The sequence below is a fragment of the Bradyrhizobium sp. USDA 4011 genome (assembly GCF_054063415.1).
In genome coordinates, this window is sequence record NZ_JBSSGG010000001.1 from 505,754 (window position 1) to 521,649 (window position 15,896).

A 15,896-nucleotide genomic window follows, 5' to 3' on the forward strand; every position below is an offset into this window, starting at 1 on the left:
ATGATCCGGAAAAGTGCGAAGCGGTATTCCGAAAAGATCACGCTCAAACAAAGAGCTAAAGCGCGATGACGATTCAACCTGATCTCATCGCGCTTTAGTGGCGCTTGAAGTACTGCACGTCGCGCTCGTGCTTCTCGGCCGCCGCGCGCGACTTGAAGGTGCCGAGATTGCGGCGCTTGCCGGTCTTCGGATTGACCTTGCGGGAATACAGCCGGTACTCGCCGGAACGTAGCTTGCGGATCATGACATCGCCTCACCAATGCCTGTCGCATGTCAACGACATACGACCGCGAGCGTTCCTATAGAGCTTCGGTTCTGAGTGAATCAGAACCGAAGCTCTAGATTCTTGTTTGACGCGTTTTCTTCACGCGAACCGGTGTCCACTTCGCTCGGAAACGCTTTAGAAGCAGAGATTGGTCACGGCATTGCCGCGCTTGTCCTTGATTACGTACGGGCAGCGGGCGCGTTCCAGCGCCTTCTTGGCATCCTCATCGCCGAGCGCGGCCGCCCGTTCGTAATAGGCTTTTGCGGCATCGCTATCCTTCGGTCCGCCGCGGCCGGCTTGCGCGAAGGCGCCCAACCGCTCCAGAGCGCCGGGATGGTTCTGCGCGGCAGCCTTCTCGAACAACGCCCGCGCGCCGGCATCGTCCTGCGCGCCGCCCTTGCCTTCAGCCAGCATCATGCCGAGCTGGTACTGCGCCTCCGCATTGGTCTCGGCAGGCTTGGCGAGCAATTCGCGCGCACGTGCCGGGTCGGACGCCACGCTGCCGCCGAGGGCGGCGAGATTGCTGACGCCGCGCGCGTTGCCGGCCTGCGCCGCGCGCTCGAACAGTTTGCGCGCCTGCGCCTCGTCCCTGGCGACGCCGGTGCCATTGCCGTAGAGCACGCCGAGCTCGACCATCGCCGACGTCGAGCCCTTGTCGGCCGCCTTGCGCCAGGCCGACATTGCTTCCGCGGTTTGCCGGTTGGCGGCATAGGCACGGCCGAGCTCGTACATCGCGCGGCGCGACGATTTTGCCGCCACCCCACAATATTTGATCGCGGTCGCGATATCCGCCGACGCGATTTCGGGCACGCCCTTCGCGTCGGCCGGCTTGTCGGGATCAGTGGGATCGGCGGCGAGCCGGTCGCACAGCACGAGGTCGGCCGATTGCGCGTGGGCCAGCACAGGTGCGGCCAGCGCCACGGCAAGGACGATTGCAGGGAGAGGTCTGAACATGATTGGCAGGTTGCGTCTCAGTGTGGACAAATTCAAGGCTCGAGCCCGGTCTCGCGCAGCACCGGCGCGACATCGGCCGACGCGAGGTAACGCAGCAGATGATCGGCGGCCGCTGCGCGCTTTGAAGCGACCGTGCGGCCCGCGGAAAACACCGCCGGCGTCTGCAAACCCAAGGGAATTGGCCCGACGATTTCGATGCCATCGATCTGCTTCAACTCGCTGATCTGCTGGATCGCAAGGTCGGCTTCGCCTGTGACGAGCCTTTCCGCGGTAAAGCCTGCCGGAATGATTACCGCACGGGCATTGATCGCCTCGGCAATGCCGAGACGCGCGATCAGCTGCGCGAACAGGATGCCGCTGGCGCCGAGCCGCGAATAGGCCACCGCCCGCGCGCCGAGCAGCGCCGCACGCAATGCGGCTTCGGTCGCGATGTCGGGATGCGCAGCGCCCGCCCTCACGGCGACGCCGACGTAGGAGCGGGCGAGATCGACAACACTTTCCTGCGCAACGCGGCCTTCGCCGGTCATCTCGTCGAGGCCCTCGCGGGTCAGGATCACGAGATCGGCGGCCTCGCCGCCGCGCAGGCGTTCGAGCAGCGCCAGCGTCGGCGCGAAATCGGCATCGATCCGCACGCCGCTCGCCGCCTGGTAAGCCGCGGCAAGGCGCGCGACCGCACCCTTCAGCGCTAGCGTCGAGAGCACGCGAACCGAATTGTCCATCCCGCTTACGCCCGCCGCATCAGCTTGAGCGCGGCCGTGAGGCGAAGGCTGCGCTTGCCGGCAAGCGCCGTCGCTTCGAGCACGGCACCCTCCGCGTCGCAGGTACCGGCAAAGCCGATGCCGACCTCATGGCCGCCGAAGACCGGGTTCTCACCCATCGCCGAGGTGTGCTCCTGATTGAGGATCTGCCCCTTCCAGCGGCCTTTCTCGGAGGTGTAGGTGCCGAGGTAGTAGAAGAACGCATCGCCGCCAAGGATGCGGCCGTTGTTCAGCAGCATCACTCCGGTAAGGCTGCCGTCGACACCGTCGAGCACGCGGATGTGGATCGAATAGAGCCCGTTGATGATGCCGCCCTCGCCGACGCCGCCGGCGATCGGGATGTCCGCCTCGGTGATTGGCGTCATCACCGACTGGAACGGCACGCCAGGCAATTCCTTCAGCTCGCCCTTGAAGCGGTAGAGTTCGCCGTCCGGCCGGCCCCTTGCGAGTAGCGTCGCGTCATCGGTGCCGGCCATCGCGCGGTAATTCGGATCGGGGTTGTGGCGGACGGTCTGGATCTCGACCGCGACCTCGTCGCCGGCCTTCTGATAGGTGCCGATATGGGCGAAGGCCGAGTTGCCGCCGAGCATCTTGCCGTCGCCGACATACATCACGCTGCGGCCAACGGCGCCGCCCAGCTCGAACCGGACCTTGTAAAACCCCTCAAACAAGCGCCGTGTCCCCGGCAGCCAAGATATCACCGTTGTCTAGCGCGGTTCATAACGCAGCGAAACCGCTTTCGGCGGCAAGCTGGCCGCAAAGACTGTCGTTAAAAAGCAAAGGTCCGCCAAGGCAGTCGCCCTGGCGGACCCGATTGCGGTACCGGATGGCTCCATCCGGGTCCGATAGCTGCTTAGTCCGCGGCCATTTAAGCCGCAGCCTTGGCGCCGGTCGGAACCTCGGAGATCGTCTTCAAGATCTGCGAAGCGATCTGGTAGGGGTCGCCTTGCGAGTTCGGGCGGCGGTCTTCCAGATAACCCTTGTAGCCATTGTTGACGAAGGAGTGCGGCACGCGGATCGACGCACCACGGTCAGCCACCCCATAGCTGAACTTGTTCCACGGCGCGGTCTCGTGCTTGCCGGTCAGACGCTTGTCGTTGTCCGGCCCGTAGACGGCGATGTGATCCATCAGGTTCTTGTCGAAGGCCTTCATCAGGCTCTCGAAGTACTCCTTGCCGCCGACTTCGCGCATGTACTTGGTCGAGAAGTTGGCGTGCATGCCCGAGCCGTTCCAGTCGGTGTCGCCGAGCGGCTTGCAATGGAATTCGATATCGATGCCGTAGCTCTCGGTGAGGCGCAGCATCAGATAGCGGGCCATCCACATCTGGTCAGCGGCGGTCTTGGAGCCCTTGCCGAAGATCTGGAATTCCCACTGGCCCTTCGCCACTTCGGCGTTGATGCCTTCGTGGTTGATGCCGGCGTGCAGGCACAGATTGAGATGCTCTTCGACGATCTTGCGGGCGACGCTGCCGACGTTCTTGTAGCCGACGCCGGTGTAGTACGGACCCTGCGGAGCCGGATAACCTTGCTCCGGAAAGCCGAGCGGGCGGCCGTCCTTGTAGAAGAAGTATTCCTGCTCGAAGCCGAACCAGGCGCCTTCGTCATCCAAAACGGTGGCGCGCTTGTTCGAGACATGCGGCGTCTTGCCATCGGGCATCATGACTTCGCACATCACCAGCACGCCGTTCTCGCGCGCGCCGTCGGGATAGCAGGCGACCGGCTTCAGCACGCAGTCAGAGCTGTGGCCTTCAGCCTGCTGGGTGGACGAACCGTCAAAGCCCCACAGCGGGAGCTGTTCGAGGGTCGGGAACGACGCGAATTCCTTGATCTGCGTCTTACCGCGCAGGCTCGGCGTCGGCGTATATCCGTCGAGCCAGATATACTCGAGCTTGTACTTGGTCATTGAACCTCTCTGTTGATGATGCAAAACCGTGAGGAACCGAAAGCCAGTCGGCCGCCGCACGCGTACCCGGCCACCATCGGCCGGCTCTTACTAAGCAATTAAAATGCCAGTCGCTGCACTGCGGCACCCGCCGGGCCCGCGGATGTTCACAGCGGACATCGCATTTTTAGCTGCGACAAAGCAGCGCAGCTGGCATGCGTCACGGTCAGCCAAAATCTTCTCTCAGCGCCATCCGCCGCTCGTTTCTGCAGCAAATTCAGCTACGGCGTCCGCCGCCGATTAATGCGGCGGCAGCGCCATGTGACAGTTCGTGTCCAACCATCGGGCGCCGAGCAACCTTCCGCTCGGCCCAAGCGTTGGTCAGCTGCATCCTGCCTCGCAGGATGCAAACCGGGATTTGCACACGAATTAGACAGTGAATGACCATTTCTTGGTCAACTTGCACCCTACTGAACCCGGACCGATATCAAAATGACGGTAACGACACGCGAATGAGTCGGGCGCACCATGGAGGCTCGCTCCGGCCACAGGAGACTTTGAGATGATCACGACGGGCCAAAATCAGGGATCGGCAACGATCTATCAATTCCCGGCTGGGGGCCGCGCGGCTCTCGGCGGACGCCGCTACGGCGAGATGCGGACGGCGCGCGAGCTTGCCGCTGAGGTCGCGACCTCGGCCTGCAGCGAGAGCTGGTACCATCAGGCGGCCATCGACGATGCCAAACCGAGCCGCGATCACTGATGTCGATCAGGCAGCGAGGCGTGGCGCAAAAACGTCAGATAGCAACAGAGCAGTAAGAGAGGGTCGGAACGAAGCGTTTCGGCCCTTTTTTCATGCCAGCTCGCAGGCCGTCACTGGCCGCTGCGCATGCCGGAGCCTCGTCAATCCGGCCCCGGTGATCTCGAGCGTGACGCCGCCGCCTCTGTAGCGCGTGCCCGTCAGCGACAGACGCTTTGTCAGTGTCACCGCCTTGCCGTCGAGTTGCAGATGCGCGCGGGTGTCCCCGTTGAAGAACGCGGCCATGAACTGCGTGCCGTCGGCGCAGTGATAATTCCGGAAGGCGGACTGCGCCGGCGCTGCCGAGGAACCAGAAATCTCGAAAAGAATTGCGCCGACAAGAATGGCGCCTCCGCGATAAGTCATATTCTCCCCCCGAGGGGCCGGTTATAGACCTGTCTGCGCCCATACTCCTGCGCCAGGATTTCCTCTGCCAGGATTCCTGCACCAGGATTCCTGCGCCAAGACCTCATCAGCTGCAATAGGTCCGCCCGATGTCAGAAGCCCCTGCCCGTCACCTCAACCTCGCCGGCGCCAGCAATTTTCGCGACCTGGGCGGCTACCAGACGCGTGATGGCCGGACGGTGCGCTGGCGGCAGATCTTCCGCTCCAACCATCTTGCGCATCTCACCGAGCAGGACGTCGCGGTGGTGCGCTCGCTCGGGGTCAAGAGCGCATTCGATTTCCGCGGCGTCGCCGAGCGCGCCGAGGCGCTGTGCGGCATGAGCGACGTGACCGTGCATTCGCTTCCGGTCGAGCCGACGGTGGTTGCCTCGCTGCGAGCGATCGCCAGCACCCGTCAGCTATCGGAAGCCGATGCGATCGATGTGATGCGGGATTCCTACCGCGGCTATGTGCAGGACAACACGCCGCGCTATCGCACGCTGTTTGCCCATCTGCTCGAGGACCGCGCTCCGCTGGTGATCCACTGCACCGCCGGCAAGGATCGCACCGGCTTTGCCTGCGCGCTGATCCTGCACGCGCTCGGCGTGTCCGATCAGGTGATCGCGGACGACTATCTCCTGACCAACCAGTTCTATAAGCGCGACCCGGCCCACAGCACCGAGCTGCCCGATGACGTCAAGCAGGTGCTCGGCACCGTACGCGCGGCGTTTCTCGAGGCGGCGTTCGAGGCGATCGATGCCGACTATGGCGGCCTCGACGGCTATTTCCGCGAAGGCCTCGGGCTCGGTCCGGCCGAGCGCAAGGCGCTTGAGGGCCGCTATCTGCAGGCCTGATCAATTTACGCGAGCGCGTTTTCGAGCGAAACCGGTCCCGCACGTGATGCGGGATGGACACCGGTTCGCGTGAAGAAAACGCGGCCAAACTGAAAAAAGCTCAGGCCGCCGCGGCCTCGAGCTCGAGCTCCGCGTCGAGATCGGCGATCACATCCTCGAACGCCGAGATCGCCTGCTGGATCGCCGCGATCTGCATCAGCTCCCAGCTGCCCACTGGTCCGTTGCGGTTTTGCAGCGCCACCACGAGATCGCGCCGCTGCTCCTTAAGCTGAACGAGCGGTAAACCGTGATCCGGAAGATTTCCCATTCGCATTCCCCTGACTTGATCGGAGTTCCGCTTCTAAGCAAAGGGTTCTGAAAACGACTTACGGAACTGCCGCAAATTTTATCGAACTGGCCCAGCTCCGTAGTCTTACGTAGTCAAGACGACGTGCTCGCGCTGCGTGCCACCGCATCGTTGATCGCACCGAGCAACGCTTGCGTGACACAATCGGTCGCCCACTCGCTCGTATGGAGATGCTCCTGTGCACCATCGTCGAGTTCGGAGAGCGGAATTCCGGCAGCGACCCATTGCTTCATCAGCGCAAAGCGGCGGAACAGGTTGACTTTCCTGCTTGCAGCGACGTCGGCGATCATTGGCATGAACTGGTTGGCGAGCTTGAGCACGTCCGGCGCGCCGATGATTGCCTGGGTGTATTGGGAATCCATCACCACGACGTCCAGCGGCAGGCCGGCGAGCACATCGAGTCCTGCCTCGAACGTCGCTTGCACCTGATCGAAGTTGTAGTTCCTGTACACGGCGTTGGTGCCGACCTGCCAAATCACCATCACCGGTGCTTCAGCGATGACATCGGACTCGATGCGCGAGAACTCTTCCGGCGCCTCTTGCCCGCCGATCCCTCGGTTGATGATGTCGATCATCCGGCCGAAGGACTGCTTCTGGCTTCGCCATAAGATCTCCAGCCGTGGTGGAAATGGGAGAATTTTGTCGGCTCCCGCGGTCGACGATGATCCGAGGGCAACGATCTTGACCTTCCGGTCGCGCTTGAGCGCCTGCGCAAGATGCGGCAATCCGTAGCTGAACTTGACGAGTTCGAGATGGGTTTCGCACGGCCTTGGTGTCGGCATCGCAAACATCCTTGAGGTGAATGAATTGATGAATGCGCGCAGTAGGAGACGAAATTGGCAGCATTGCAAATGAAATCCGCCTGATCATAGTGGGCAGCAACCTGTTGCTGATACGGAGAGCGCCATGAACGGAAAAGCCATCGTCATCACGGGCGCGCTCGGCGCGCTTGGCAAGGTGGTCGCCGAGGAAGCCCTGGCGCGCGGCGCGCGCGTTGCCGGCATCGATCATGCGGCCTCGCAGCTTGCCGCGACGGCCGATCGTATCGAGTTCGGCAATGTCGACCTCACCGACACCGCGCAGGCGACGGCCGCGATCGACAAGGCCGCGGCGCATTTCGGCCGGCTCGACGGGCTGATCAATATCGCAGGCGGCTTTACCTTCGAGGCGGTGAGCGACGGCGATCCCGCGACCTGGCAGCGCATGTTCGCGATGAACGTGATGACCGCGTTCAACACGTCGCATGCCGCGATCCCGCATCTCACCAAATCGGGCGCCGGACGGATCATCAATATCGGCGCGCTCGGCGCCTTGCAGGCGGCGTCCGGCATGGGTCCATATGCAGCGTCAAAGGCCGGCGTGCACCGCCTCACCGAGTCGCTCGCCGCGGAGCTCAAGGGCAAGGTCACGGTCAATGCGGTGCTGCCCTCGATCATCGACACCGCCGCCAACCGCGCCGCGATGCCGAAGGCTGACATTTCGAAATGGGTGACGCCGAAGGAACTCGCCGACGTCATCCTGTTCCTCGCCAGCGACGCCGCAAGCGCCGTCACCGGCGCGCTGCTGCCGGTCAACGGGCGGGTCTAGTCGGCAACCAGCAGCCGCAGCTTCGACCTGAAGCGGATGCTCTGCTTGCCGGCCAGCGCCATGCCGTCGCCCTCGGCGGACTCGTCGGTGTAGGTGCCGGTAAAACCGATGGTGACCACCTTGCGTTCCCAGACCGGGCGCTCGCCATAGGTCGGCGAATGCTCCTCGTTGGTGACCTCGCCCTTCCACTTGCCGTCGGCCGCCGTGTAGCTGCCATAGGCGAAGAAGAACGAGTCGCCGCCGCGCATCTGGCCGTCACGCAGCACCATGACGCCTTGGTTGCCACCAGAGACGCCGTCGAGAAATTCGATGGTGATGTGATAGAGCCCGTTCCGGATCATGAAAATGATTGCGCCCCGTCCTTGCCCAATAATAGCCGCCTGGCCGCGCTTTGGGCAAATTCCATCGGCCTCAGCGGGCGCAATTCCGCGCTATGCTGGCACCTGAGTCGCGGCAGGATGCCGCAGGAGCCTGCCTGTTGGAAACCGCGCTTTATCTGCCCGTCAAACGCTTCCTCGAAAAGCTCGGCTTCACGGTGAAGGGCGAGATCGGCGGCTGCGACCTCGTGGCGCTGAGCGGCGGCGATCCGCCTGTCGTCGTGATCGGCGAACTGAAGCTCGCCTTCAATCTCGAACTGATCCTGCAGGCGGTCGATCGCGCCGCCGCCGCCGACGAGGTGTGGATCGCGGCCAAGGTGTCGGCCCGCGGCAAGGGCCGCGAGAGCGACGCGCGGTATCGCAACCTGTGCCGGCGGCTCGGCTTCGGCATGCTCGGCGTCACCGACCGCGGCGACGTCGAGGTGCTGGTGCCGCCGCCGACTGCGGCACCGCGCCGCAATCCGAAGAAGCGCTCGCGCCTGATCACCGAGCACCGGAAGCGCAAGGGCGATCCGGCCATGGGCGGATCGACGCGCGCGCCGATCATGACCGCCTACCGGCAGCAGGCGCTGGCCTGCGCCTGTGCGCTGTCGGATGGGCCCCGCCGGGTGCGCGACCTCCGCGCCGAGATTCCCGACGCCGGCAAAATCCTGCAGCATAATGTCTACGGCTGGTTCGATCGCGCGGAGCGCGGCATCTATGTCCTGACCGATGCCGGCCGTGCCGCGCTGAAGCGCTGGCCGCAGCAACCGATCAATGCGTCAGGGGCGGAAGCCGCCCCGTAACGGATTGGGGGATATCATGATTGTCGTCACCGGTAGCGTCACCGCCCGCCCCGACTCGTTCGACGAGGTGCGTCGGCTGAGCCTCGAACATGTCCATCGCTCGCGCTCCGAGCCCGGCTGCATCTCGCATGCGGTCCAGGTCGACTGCGAAAATCCGCTCAGGCTGGTGTTTTTCGAGCAATGGGCCGACCGCGCCGCGCTGGCGGCGCATTTCGCGGTCCCCGCCTCGCGCGATTTCGTTCGCTCCCTGCACTCCCTTGCGGCCGCAGCGACCACCATCGAACTTTATGACGCTCACAAGATTGAGAGACTCTAGCTGCATGGCTGGATTGCCATCTCATATTCATATTGCAATGCAACATTGGGGACCTTACGTATCTCCCGCGATTCAAAGATGAGGCGGCGATGAGCGGAGACTGGAATACCAAGTATGGCACCCGGCGCGTGCGGCATGATCCGCCGACGCTCGAGGAGGCAATCTTCGCCGCCATCGGCATCACCGATGATGTGGAGGCCCAGGCCGAGATCGCGTCGTCGCTGATGGGGCTGCCCTATGAAGAGGTGCTGGCCGAGGTGAAGAAGACCGCGCGCGTCAGCGCCCGCACCGGCACGGCAACCCGCGTGATCGCCGGCGAACAGGGCGCGCAGCGCTCGGTCGTGGTCGAGCGCCGCGTGGTCCGCCGTCTCGCGCCCGCCAAGCGCACCGGCACCTGAAATACAACATCCGGTTACTCAAAGAAAAAGGGCAATCCGCTGAACGGATTGCCCTTTTTACGTTTGATCTGAGATTCTTATTGGACGCATTTCCGTCCCGCGAACGGGTGTCCCGTTCGCTTGGAAACGTTATCGGCTCAGGCGGCCCGGCCCCAGCCGGACATCTGCATCACCATTCGCCAATAGGCGCGGTTCATGTCGACGATCGCCCGCGCGGCCTCGACCGGCGTAACCGGTGCAGCGGCCGGCGCCGGTTCAGGCTGATTCTGCTCGGTCAGGTCGATGCTGCCGGTGGACTCACCATGACGGAAGCTCAGCTGCGCACCGAACTTGGTGGCGAGCGCACGCATCGCGTCGTTCTGCGCGCCGGTGGTGATGCGCAGGCTGCTGTAGCCCTTGGCATGCGCCTCTGCGATCAGCTTGCGGAACAGCGTGCTGCCGACGCCCTTGCGCCGCACCGACCGCTCCACACTGAAGGCGATTTCCGGCTGCGCATCCGGTGACTGCTCCGGTGGATGCAGTTCGGCCGCGCCGCGGACCACGCCATCCTCGAAATAGGCGATAATGACCGTGCCGTCGTTGGCACAGCGCTCGGCATAGCGGCGGATGAAACTGTCGTCGATGAAGCCATGAAAACGATCATGGCGGCTGGTACGATCCAGTCGCAACAGGTGATCGCGCAGCAGAGGAAGCTCCTCCTGCTGGCTCAACGTCCGCACGATGCCCTTGGCGGACGTCGGACGGATGGAATCATAGTTCATTTCATACTCCTCTTGGTAGCCCTCGAGGAGGCGTCGAGTCCCTAGTGGTCCCTATATTGTGCGTCGCAGCATATAATTCAAGTGCATAGATTCATTTGAGTAAACAATGTTGTGATTTGAAAATCACATCATCGCCCCATCATAATACCAATTGCGTTTGCGTGACGACGGCGACCAGCTTGCCGTCCTCGGTTTCCAGCCTGGTCTGCCAGACCTGGGTCCGCCGGCCCCGGTGGACCGGGGTCGCCGTAGCGATCACCGTGGTCCCCTCCTTGGCCCCGCCGATGAAGTTGGTCTTGCTCTCCAGCGTCGTGGTGCCCTTGGCGTCCTCAGGAAGGTTGATCAGGGTGGCGGCGGCACCGACCGAGTCCGCGAAGGCCATCACCGCGCCGCCGTGGATGGTGTTGCGGAGGGTGCAGAGGTCCGGCCGCACCAGCATTTTCGCGACCACGCGATCCTGGCCGGCCTCGGTGAAGGTGACGCCCTTCAGTTCCGCAAACGGCATCTTCATCGACTGGATCTTTTCGAGCGGCGTCATGGGCACTCCCTGCTTGTGCGGGCTTCTTCGAGATTGGTGCCGGCATGATGGATTGCCTCATCGGGCCGGGCAATGACCTCCGAGGTAATGGTACGGATGACGTCATGGACGTCGTGACAATCGCTGGCGAGTCTGCATACCGTTCTCGATGCGTGACTTCCCTCCCCGCCGGATCGTCTGCCTGACGGATGAGACGGTCGAGACGCTGTATCTGCTCGGCGAGCAGGACCGCATCGTCGGCGTCTCCGGCTATGCGGTGCGGCCACCGCAGGTGCGCCGCGAGAAGCCGCGGGTGTCGGCGTTCATCTCCGCCGACATCCCAAAGATCCTGGCACTCGATCCCGATCTGGTGCTCGCCTTCTCCGATCTACAGGCCGACATCGTCGCCGATCTCGTGCGTGCCGGTGTCGCCGTCCACGTCTTCAACCAGCGCGACGTCGCCGCGATTCTCGCCATGATCCGCACTTTGGGTGCGATGGTCGGTGCCGCCGAGCGCGCCGGGCAACTCGCGCAAGGCCTCGAACAACGGCTGGCCGCGATCGCGGCAACGCCGCGTCCGGCGCCGCCACCAAAGGTCTATTTCGAAGAATGGGACGATCCGCTGATCAGCGGCATCGGCTGGGTGTCCGAGCTGATCGAGATCGCCGGCGGCGAGGACGCGCTACCGCATCTGCGGGTGCACAAGGCCGCCAAGGATCGCATCGTCACGCCCGACGCCGTGCGCGAGGCGTTGCCCGATGTCATCCTGGCCTCCTGGTGCGGCAAGAAGGTCGTGCCCGACCGCATCCGCAAGCGGGAGGGATGGAGCGACATCCCGGCCGTGCGCGACGACCGCATCGTCGAGATCAAGTCGCCGATCATCCTGCAGCCCGGCCCCGCCGCGTTGACGGACGGGCTCGATGCGATCGTCAAGGCGTTATGGGCGGAGCGCGCGTGAATCTCTCCGCCGTCATTGCGAGGAGCGAAGCGACGAAGCAATCCATTCTCTGCGAGGGGAGATGGATTGCTTCGCTTCGCTCGCAATGACGCAAACGGGGCAGTTACGCCTTCTCCACCCCGCACCACTCCGCGATGAACAGCGCGGTGGCCTTGGTCGACTTCCGCAGCGAGTCCAGCTCGACATATTCGTTGAAGCCGTGCATCGCCGCGCCACTGGCGCCGAAGCAGAGGCTCGGGATGTCGTAGTTCAGGCCGTAGAAGCGCGTATCCGTCAGCGCGGTGAAGGCGCGATCTTCCACCGCCCCGCCATAGACCGCCTGATGCGCCCTGGCGAAAGCGGCTTCCGGCGCCTCGGAGTTCACCAGTTCGTAGCCTTCCGACAGGAATCCCGACCATTCCACCTGCGGCGGATTGTTGGAGAGGAAGCGGTGATCGCGTGCCGCAGCCGAGACGCAGGCCAGAATCTCCTGCTGGCATTCGGCGATCGACCAGCCCGGCAGCACCGCGATGCGGCAGTCGACATCGCACCAGGCCGGCACGCTGGAGGCCCAGTCACCGCCCTTGATGATGCCCGGGTTGAAGTTGATCGGATGATTGACGTCCTTGAAATGGCGGTCGGCCTTGGCGCGCTCGTTCCAGGCGATCTCGAGCTTCTCCAGCGCATGCACCAGATGATACGCCGCCATGATCGCGTTCGAGCCGGCGCCGGCCTCGAACACATGCACCGGGAAGCCGCGCACCTTCAGGCGGAACCAGATCACGCCGACCTGCGAGCGGATCATCTTGCCGTTGGTCGGCTCCGGGATGAAGCACGCATCGGCGCGGTAGCCGCGCTGCAAGGTCGAGAGCGCGCCGACGCCGGTGCTCTCCTCCTCGATCACAGACTGGAAGTGAATCCGCGCCGTCGGCTTCAGCCCGGCTTGCTTGATCGCATCCAGCGCGTAGAGCGCGGCAATGGTGCCGGACTTCATGTCGCAGGCGCCGCGGCCGTACAACTTGCCGTCCTTGATGACCGGCGAGAACGGGGGCGTCTCCCACATCTCGAGCGGACCGGTCGGCACCACGTCGCAGTGGCCCTGCAGGATCAGCGATTTGCCGGCGTTGGTGGCCGGCCGGTAGGTACCGACCACCGTGCGCGCCTTGGAGAAATCATGCTCGATCGGGCCGAAGCCGCGCAAATCCTTCAGCTCGTCGAGATTGATGTGCCAGTCGTCGACCTCATAGCCGCGCGCGCGCAGGAGATCGCCGATCATGTCCTGGCACGGCCCCTCGGCGCCGCGGGTCGAGGGGATCGCGACAAAGGCCTGCGTCGTCGCAAGCTGCGCATCGAATCCCTCGTCAACGGCGGCAAGGATTCGTTGTTGCGTCTCGGCAGTCATGCTTTGGCTCCATCGAGGAAATCAGAAAGGCGGGAGCCGCACCGTAACCCGATTTCATCCCTCCTTGTATTGCGCAAAATAGGCATCCCGCAATGCATCTTCGAGCAGACGGCCTTCCGAATAGCCATCGAGCGTTGTCGGCCGCGTCACGCCGTCGAGCAGCCGCGGGCACGGCTCGGGCGCGCCGAGCACGGTGCGCACCGGAATGCGCTCGGCATAGATCGGCAACTCGTAATCCTCATCGTCATCGGCGACGCCCTTGGCGCGCACCTTTGCCGAGGCCTCCTCGATTTCCATCGCGATGAACGAGGTCGCCTTGATTTCCTGCTTGTTGCTGGCGCGCAAGCTGGCGGTACGCTCGGGAAAGAAGCGGTCGACCATCGCGACGATCGCGCGCTCCTTCTCCTCGGGATCGGTGACGAGATAGGCCGAGCCGAACGCCATCACCGCGCGATAATCGGCCGAATGGTTGAAGCCGCAGCGCGCCAGCACCAGGCTATCGAGATGGGCGACCGTCAGGCACACCCGCTGCCCTTCCGACTGGTTCTCCAGCATCCGGCTCGCGCTCGAGCCATGCCAATAGAGTTTGGTGCCCTCGCGCCAGAAGAAGGTCGGCGTGCAATAGGGCTGGCCGTCGATCACGTAGGAGACGTGGCACAGCATCGAGGCGTCCAGGATCTTGTGCACGGTGGCGTGGTCGTAGAAGCCGCGGTCATGGCGGCGCTTGACCCGGTTGCGGGACGACATGGGGTAGGACGGAGTGGACGCGCCTTCGGTCACGGCAGTGCCTTTCGAAATCTGGAATCTGTCCAGAGTTGTAGCGGCCCATTTGGTCTGCGATAGTGCCAATTCCATGCGAAAAATTCCGACCAATTCCCGCAAGCCCGCGGCGCGCAAGCCCGAGCTGCCGCTCGACCTCACCGGCCCGCACGTGACGCCGGGCGCGGCCTCGCAGCAGCGGCTCTATCAGGCGCTGTGCCACACCATCGTCGGCGGCCTCGTCAAGCCGGGCGAGCCGCTGCCGCCGTCGCGCGCGCTGGCCAGACAGACCGGGTTTCGCCGCAACGCGGTCACCACGGCCTATGAGCGGCTGATCGCCGACGGCTTTGCGGTTGCGACCACCGGCTCCGGCACCTTCGTCGCGGCGCGCATTCCGGCCAAGGCCACGGCGCCGCGACGCGCGAAGATCGAGATCGAGCCGCCGCAGCACAATGCGTTGTCGCTCGGCTGCACCCATATCGATGAGCGCGCGCTGCAGCGCTTCCGCGCCTTCGCCGGCCGACGGCTGCGCGCCTTCGGCTCCGAGCATCTGCATTACGGTGATCCCCGCGGCAGCAGCGAGTTGCGCGCCGCGATCTCGGACCACCTGCTGTCGGCGCGCGGGCTGCGCTGCGATCCCGACCAGATCATGCTAGCCTCGGGCACGCTGCATGCGCTGCGCATCGTGCTTGGGGCGATCCTCAAGCCCGGCGACCAGGTCTGGTGCGAGGACCCCGGCTATCCGGCGGCGCGGCGCGCAATCGAGCATTGCGGCTATCGCCCGGTGTCGGTGCCGGTCGACGGCTCGGGCATGCGCATCGACAGGGGACGCGTATCTGCTCCCGCTGCGCGCGCCGCCTATGTCACGCCGTCGCACCAGTTTCCGCTCGGCGTGCAGATGTCGATGCTGCGCCGGCTCGAGCTGCTCGACTGGGCCAGGGACGCCGGCGCTTTCGTGTTCGAAGACGATTACGACAGCGAGTTCCGCTATGACGGCGCGCCGCTGCTTTCGCTCGCCGGCATCGATCATTTGCGCCGCGTGATCTACATGGGCACGTTTGCAAAGACGCTGTTTCCGGGATTGCGGATCGGCTACTGCGCGCTGCCCGAAGCCTTGATCGGTCCGGTGACGGCGGCGCGTGCCGCGCTCGATCGCTTTCCTGGCATCTTGATGGAAGGCGCGGTCGCCGACATGCTGAACTCCGGCGCCTTCGCTGCCAACTTGCGCAAATCGCGAAAACTCTATCGCGAGGCGCGCGACGTCCTGGCGTCGACACTCACGAATGCATCCGAGGGCGAGCTCACGGTTCCCGTGCCGTCGCAAGGCCTGCATCTCGTGGCGCGGCTCGATCCCGCGACCGATCCGCTGGTTGCCGCACGGGCCAAGGCGGCTGCCGGTGTCGGCGGCTGGCTGCTCGCAGAGACCTATCATCGTGCACGCCCACTGCCCGGCTTCGTGCTGGGATTTTCCGGTCATCCGGTTCCGCAACTCGTCGCGTCGGCGGAACAATTGGCGAAGACAACGCTGGCTGCGCTGCGCGCGATGCGCAAGATATCCGTCAAGCGATCAGCCAGGCCGCAGCGCTCTAGGAGAATCGAAACCACCTGACTAAGGTCGCCCGCGTTCAGTCAGTGTCCGCCTACGGAGATACCGGATGCCCAATCGCAACGTCCTGTATCTCGTGATCGGTGCGCTGGTCGTGATCGCAGGGATGCTCGGCTACAATCTGTATCAGGCAAAGAAGCAGCCCGACGGATTGCAGATCAATGTCGGCCCCGACGGGGTCAAGATCCAGAACAAGTGAAGGAGGCTGC

General features: G+C 64.1%; 22 protein-coding genes. 9 read left to right on the forward strand and 13 right to left on the reverse strand.

Annotation, left to right across the window (positions count from 1 at the left end; translation table 11 throughout):
- Window positions 1-94: 94 nt before the first annotated feature.
- The 5 genes from ACVW1C_RS02565 to ACVW1C_RS02585 all read right to left on the reverse strand — a co-directional run bounded on the left by ACVW1C_RS02565 (window position 95) and on the right by ACVW1C_RS02585 (window position 3,880).
- Window positions 95-244 carry a hypothetical protein gene (locus ACVW1C_RS02565; protein WP_016843021.1) on the reverse strand — a complete coding sequence of 50 codons (150 nt, stop codon included), beginning with the start codon at window positions 242-244 and terminating at the stop codon, window positions 95-97.
- Between the two features lie 156 nt (window positions 245-400).
- Window positions 401-1,219, reverse strand: coding sequence for a tetratricopeptide repeat protein (locus ACVW1C_RS02570; protein ID WP_456757040.1), 819 nt, complete (start codon window positions 1,217-1,219; stop codon window positions 401-403).
- A 32-nt stretch (window positions 1,220-1,251) separates the two neighbouring features.
- Window positions 1,252-1,938, reverse strand: coding sequence for a substrate-binding domain-containing protein (locus tag ACVW1C_RS02575; RefSeq protein WP_456757041.1), 687 nt, complete (start codon window positions 1,936-1,938; stop codon window positions 1,252-1,254).
- Between the two features lie 5 nt (window positions 1,939-1,943).
- A complete protein-coding gene (locus tag ACVW1C_RS02580; protein ID WP_456757042.1) occupies window positions 1,944-2,648 on the reverse strand; it encodes a GrlR family regulatory protein in 705 nt (234 codons plus the stop codon).
- 197 nt (window positions 2,649-2,845) lie between these two features.
- A complete protein-coding gene (locus ACVW1C_RS02585) occupies window positions 2,846-3,880 on the reverse strand; it encodes a glutamine synthetase beta-grasp domain-containing protein (protein ID WP_456757043.1) in 1,035 nt (344 codons plus the stop codon).
- Window positions 3,881-4,421: 541 nt separating this feature from the next.
- Here ACVW1C_RS02585 and ACVW1C_RS02590 point away from each other — a divergent pair.
- Entirely contained in the window at window positions 4,422-4,622 is a 201-nt protein-coding gene (locus ACVW1C_RS02590; RefSeq protein WP_176531719.1) for a DUF2735 domain-containing protein, read from the forward strand.
- Between the two features lie 90 nt (window positions 4,623-4,712).
- Here the strand turns inward: ACVW1C_RS02590 and ACVW1C_RS02595 are convergent, their stop codons facing one another.
- Complete coding sequence (locus ACVW1C_RS02595) at window positions 4,713-5,024, reverse strand: MliC family protein (protein WP_456757044.1); 312 nt, start codon at window positions 5,022-5,024, stop codon at window positions 4,713-4,715.
- A 128-nt stretch (window positions 5,025-5,152) separates the two neighbouring features.
- Here ACVW1C_RS02595 and ACVW1C_RS02600 point away from each other — a divergent pair, with 128 nt between their 5' ends.
- Window positions 5,153-5,896 carry a tyrosine-protein phosphatase gene (locus ACVW1C_RS02600; RefSeq protein ID WP_456757045.1) on the forward strand — a complete coding sequence of 248 codons (744 nt, stop codon included), beginning with the start codon at window positions 5,153-5,155 and terminating at the stop codon, window positions 5,894-5,896.
- A gap of 100 nt (window positions 5,897-5,996) precedes the next feature.
- Here the strand turns inward: ACVW1C_RS02600 and ACVW1C_RS02605 are convergent, their stop codons facing one another.
- Window positions 5,997-6,203 carry a hypothetical protein gene (locus ACVW1C_RS02605; protein WP_038375209.1) on the reverse strand — a complete coding sequence of 69 codons (207 nt, stop codon included), beginning with the start codon at window positions 6,201-6,203 and terminating at the stop codon, window positions 5,997-5,999.
- A gap of 113 nt (window positions 6,204-6,316) precedes the next feature.
- Window positions 6,317-7,033 carry an SGNH/GDSL hydrolase family protein gene (locus tag ACVW1C_RS02610; RefSeq protein WP_456757046.1) on the reverse strand — a complete coding sequence of 239 codons (717 nt, stop codon included), beginning with the start codon at window positions 7,031-7,033 and terminating at the stop codon, window positions 6,317-6,319.
- 115 nt (window positions 7,034-7,148) lie between these two features.
- Between ACVW1C_RS02610 and fabG the strand changes: the two genes are divergently transcribed.
- Window positions 7,149-7,829 (forward strand): 3-oxoacyl-ACP reductase FabG, encoded by a 681-nt coding sequence (gene fabG, locus ACVW1C_RS02615; RefSeq protein WP_456757047.1) that lies wholly within the window; start codon window positions 7,149-7,151, stop codon window positions 7,827-7,829.
- On the opposite strand, the gene ACVW1C_RS02620 is transcribed toward fabG, so the two are convergent.
- Window positions 7,826-8,170: a hypothetical protein gene (locus ACVW1C_RS02620; protein ID WP_456757048.1), complete on the reverse strand. Its 345-nt coding sequence runs from the start codon at window positions 8,168-8,170 to the stop codon at window positions 7,826-7,828. The genes fabG and ACVW1C_RS02620 overlap by 4 nt on opposite strands.
- A gap of 137 nt (window positions 8,171-8,307) precedes the next feature.
- On the opposite strand from ACVW1C_RS02620, the gene ACVW1C_RS02625 reads away from it, so the two are divergent.
- From ACVW1C_RS02625 to ACVW1C_RS02635, 3 genes are all read left to right on the forward strand, one after another.
- Window positions 8,308-8,991 (forward strand): DUF2161 domain-containing phosphodiesterase, encoded by a 684-nt coding sequence (locus ACVW1C_RS02625; protein WP_456757049.1) that lies wholly within the window; start codon window positions 8,308-8,310, stop codon window positions 8,989-8,991.
- Between the two features lie 16 nt (window positions 8,992-9,007).
- On the forward strand, window positions 9,008-9,307 hold the full coding sequence (locus ACVW1C_RS02630) for a putative quinol monooxygenase (protein WP_456757050.1): 300 nt from the start codon (window positions 9,008-9,010) through the stop codon (window positions 9,305-9,307).
- A gap of 89 nt (window positions 9,308-9,396) precedes the next feature.
- Window positions 9,397-9,705 (forward strand): hypothetical protein, encoded by a 309-nt coding sequence (locus tag ACVW1C_RS02635; protein WP_050401418.1) that lies wholly within the window; start codon window positions 9,397-9,399, stop codon window positions 9,703-9,705.
- Window positions 9,706-9,842: 137 nt separating this feature from the next.
- Here ACVW1C_RS02635 and ACVW1C_RS02640 read toward each other — a convergent pair whose 3' ends face one another.
- Both ACVW1C_RS02640 and ACVW1C_RS02645 read right to left on the reverse strand, forming a co-directional pair.
- Window positions 9,843-10,466: an N-acetyltransferase family protein gene (locus ACVW1C_RS02640; protein ID WP_456757051.1), complete on the reverse strand. Its 624-nt coding sequence runs from the start codon at window positions 10,464-10,466 to the stop codon at window positions 9,843-9,845.
- Window positions 10,467-10,605: 139 nt separating this feature from the next.
- Window positions 10,606-11,004: a PaaI family thioesterase gene (locus ACVW1C_RS02645; RefSeq protein ID WP_456757052.1), complete on the reverse strand. Its 399-nt coding sequence runs from the start codon at window positions 11,002-11,004 to the stop codon at window positions 10,606-10,608.
- A gap of 148 nt (window positions 11,005-11,152) precedes the next feature.
- Between ACVW1C_RS02645 and ACVW1C_RS02650 the strand changes: the two genes are divergently transcribed.
- Entirely contained in the window at window positions 11,153-11,941 is a 789-nt protein-coding gene (locus tag ACVW1C_RS02650; RefSeq protein ID WP_456757053.1) for a cobalamin-binding protein, read from the forward strand.
- 103 nt (window positions 11,942-12,044) lie between these two features.
- On the opposite strand, the gene ACVW1C_RS02655 is transcribed toward ACVW1C_RS02650, so the two are convergent.
- Window positions 12,045-13,322, reverse strand: coding sequence for an ArgE/DapE family deacylase (locus tag ACVW1C_RS02655; protein WP_456757054.1), 1,278 nt, complete (start codon window positions 13,320-13,322; stop codon window positions 12,045-12,047).
- Window positions 13,323-13,376: 54 nt separating this feature from the next.
- Window positions 13,377-14,069, reverse strand: a complete 693-nt coding sequence (locus ACVW1C_RS02660) for a pyridoxamine 5'-phosphate oxidase family protein (RefSeq protein WP_456762985.1) — start codon at window positions 14,067-14,069, stop codon at window positions 13,377-13,379.
- Window positions 14,070-14,175: 106 nt separating this feature from the next.
- Here ACVW1C_RS02660 and pdxR point away from each other — a divergent pair, with 106 nt between their 5' ends.
- Both pdxR and ACVW1C_RS02670 read left to right on the forward strand, forming a co-directional pair.
- Complete coding sequence (pdxR, locus tag ACVW1C_RS02665; protein ID WP_456757055.1) at window positions 14,176-15,690, forward strand: MocR-like pyridoxine biosynthesis transcription factor PdxR; 1,515 nt, start codon at window positions 14,176-14,178, stop codon at window positions 15,688-15,690.
- A 46-nt stretch (window positions 15,691-15,736) separates the two neighbouring features.
- Entirely contained in the window at window positions 15,737-15,886 is a 150-nt protein-coding gene (locus tag ACVW1C_RS02670) for a hypothetical protein (protein ID WP_456757056.1), read from the forward strand.
- The last annotated feature ends 10 nt before the right edge of the window (window positions 15,887-15,896 follow it).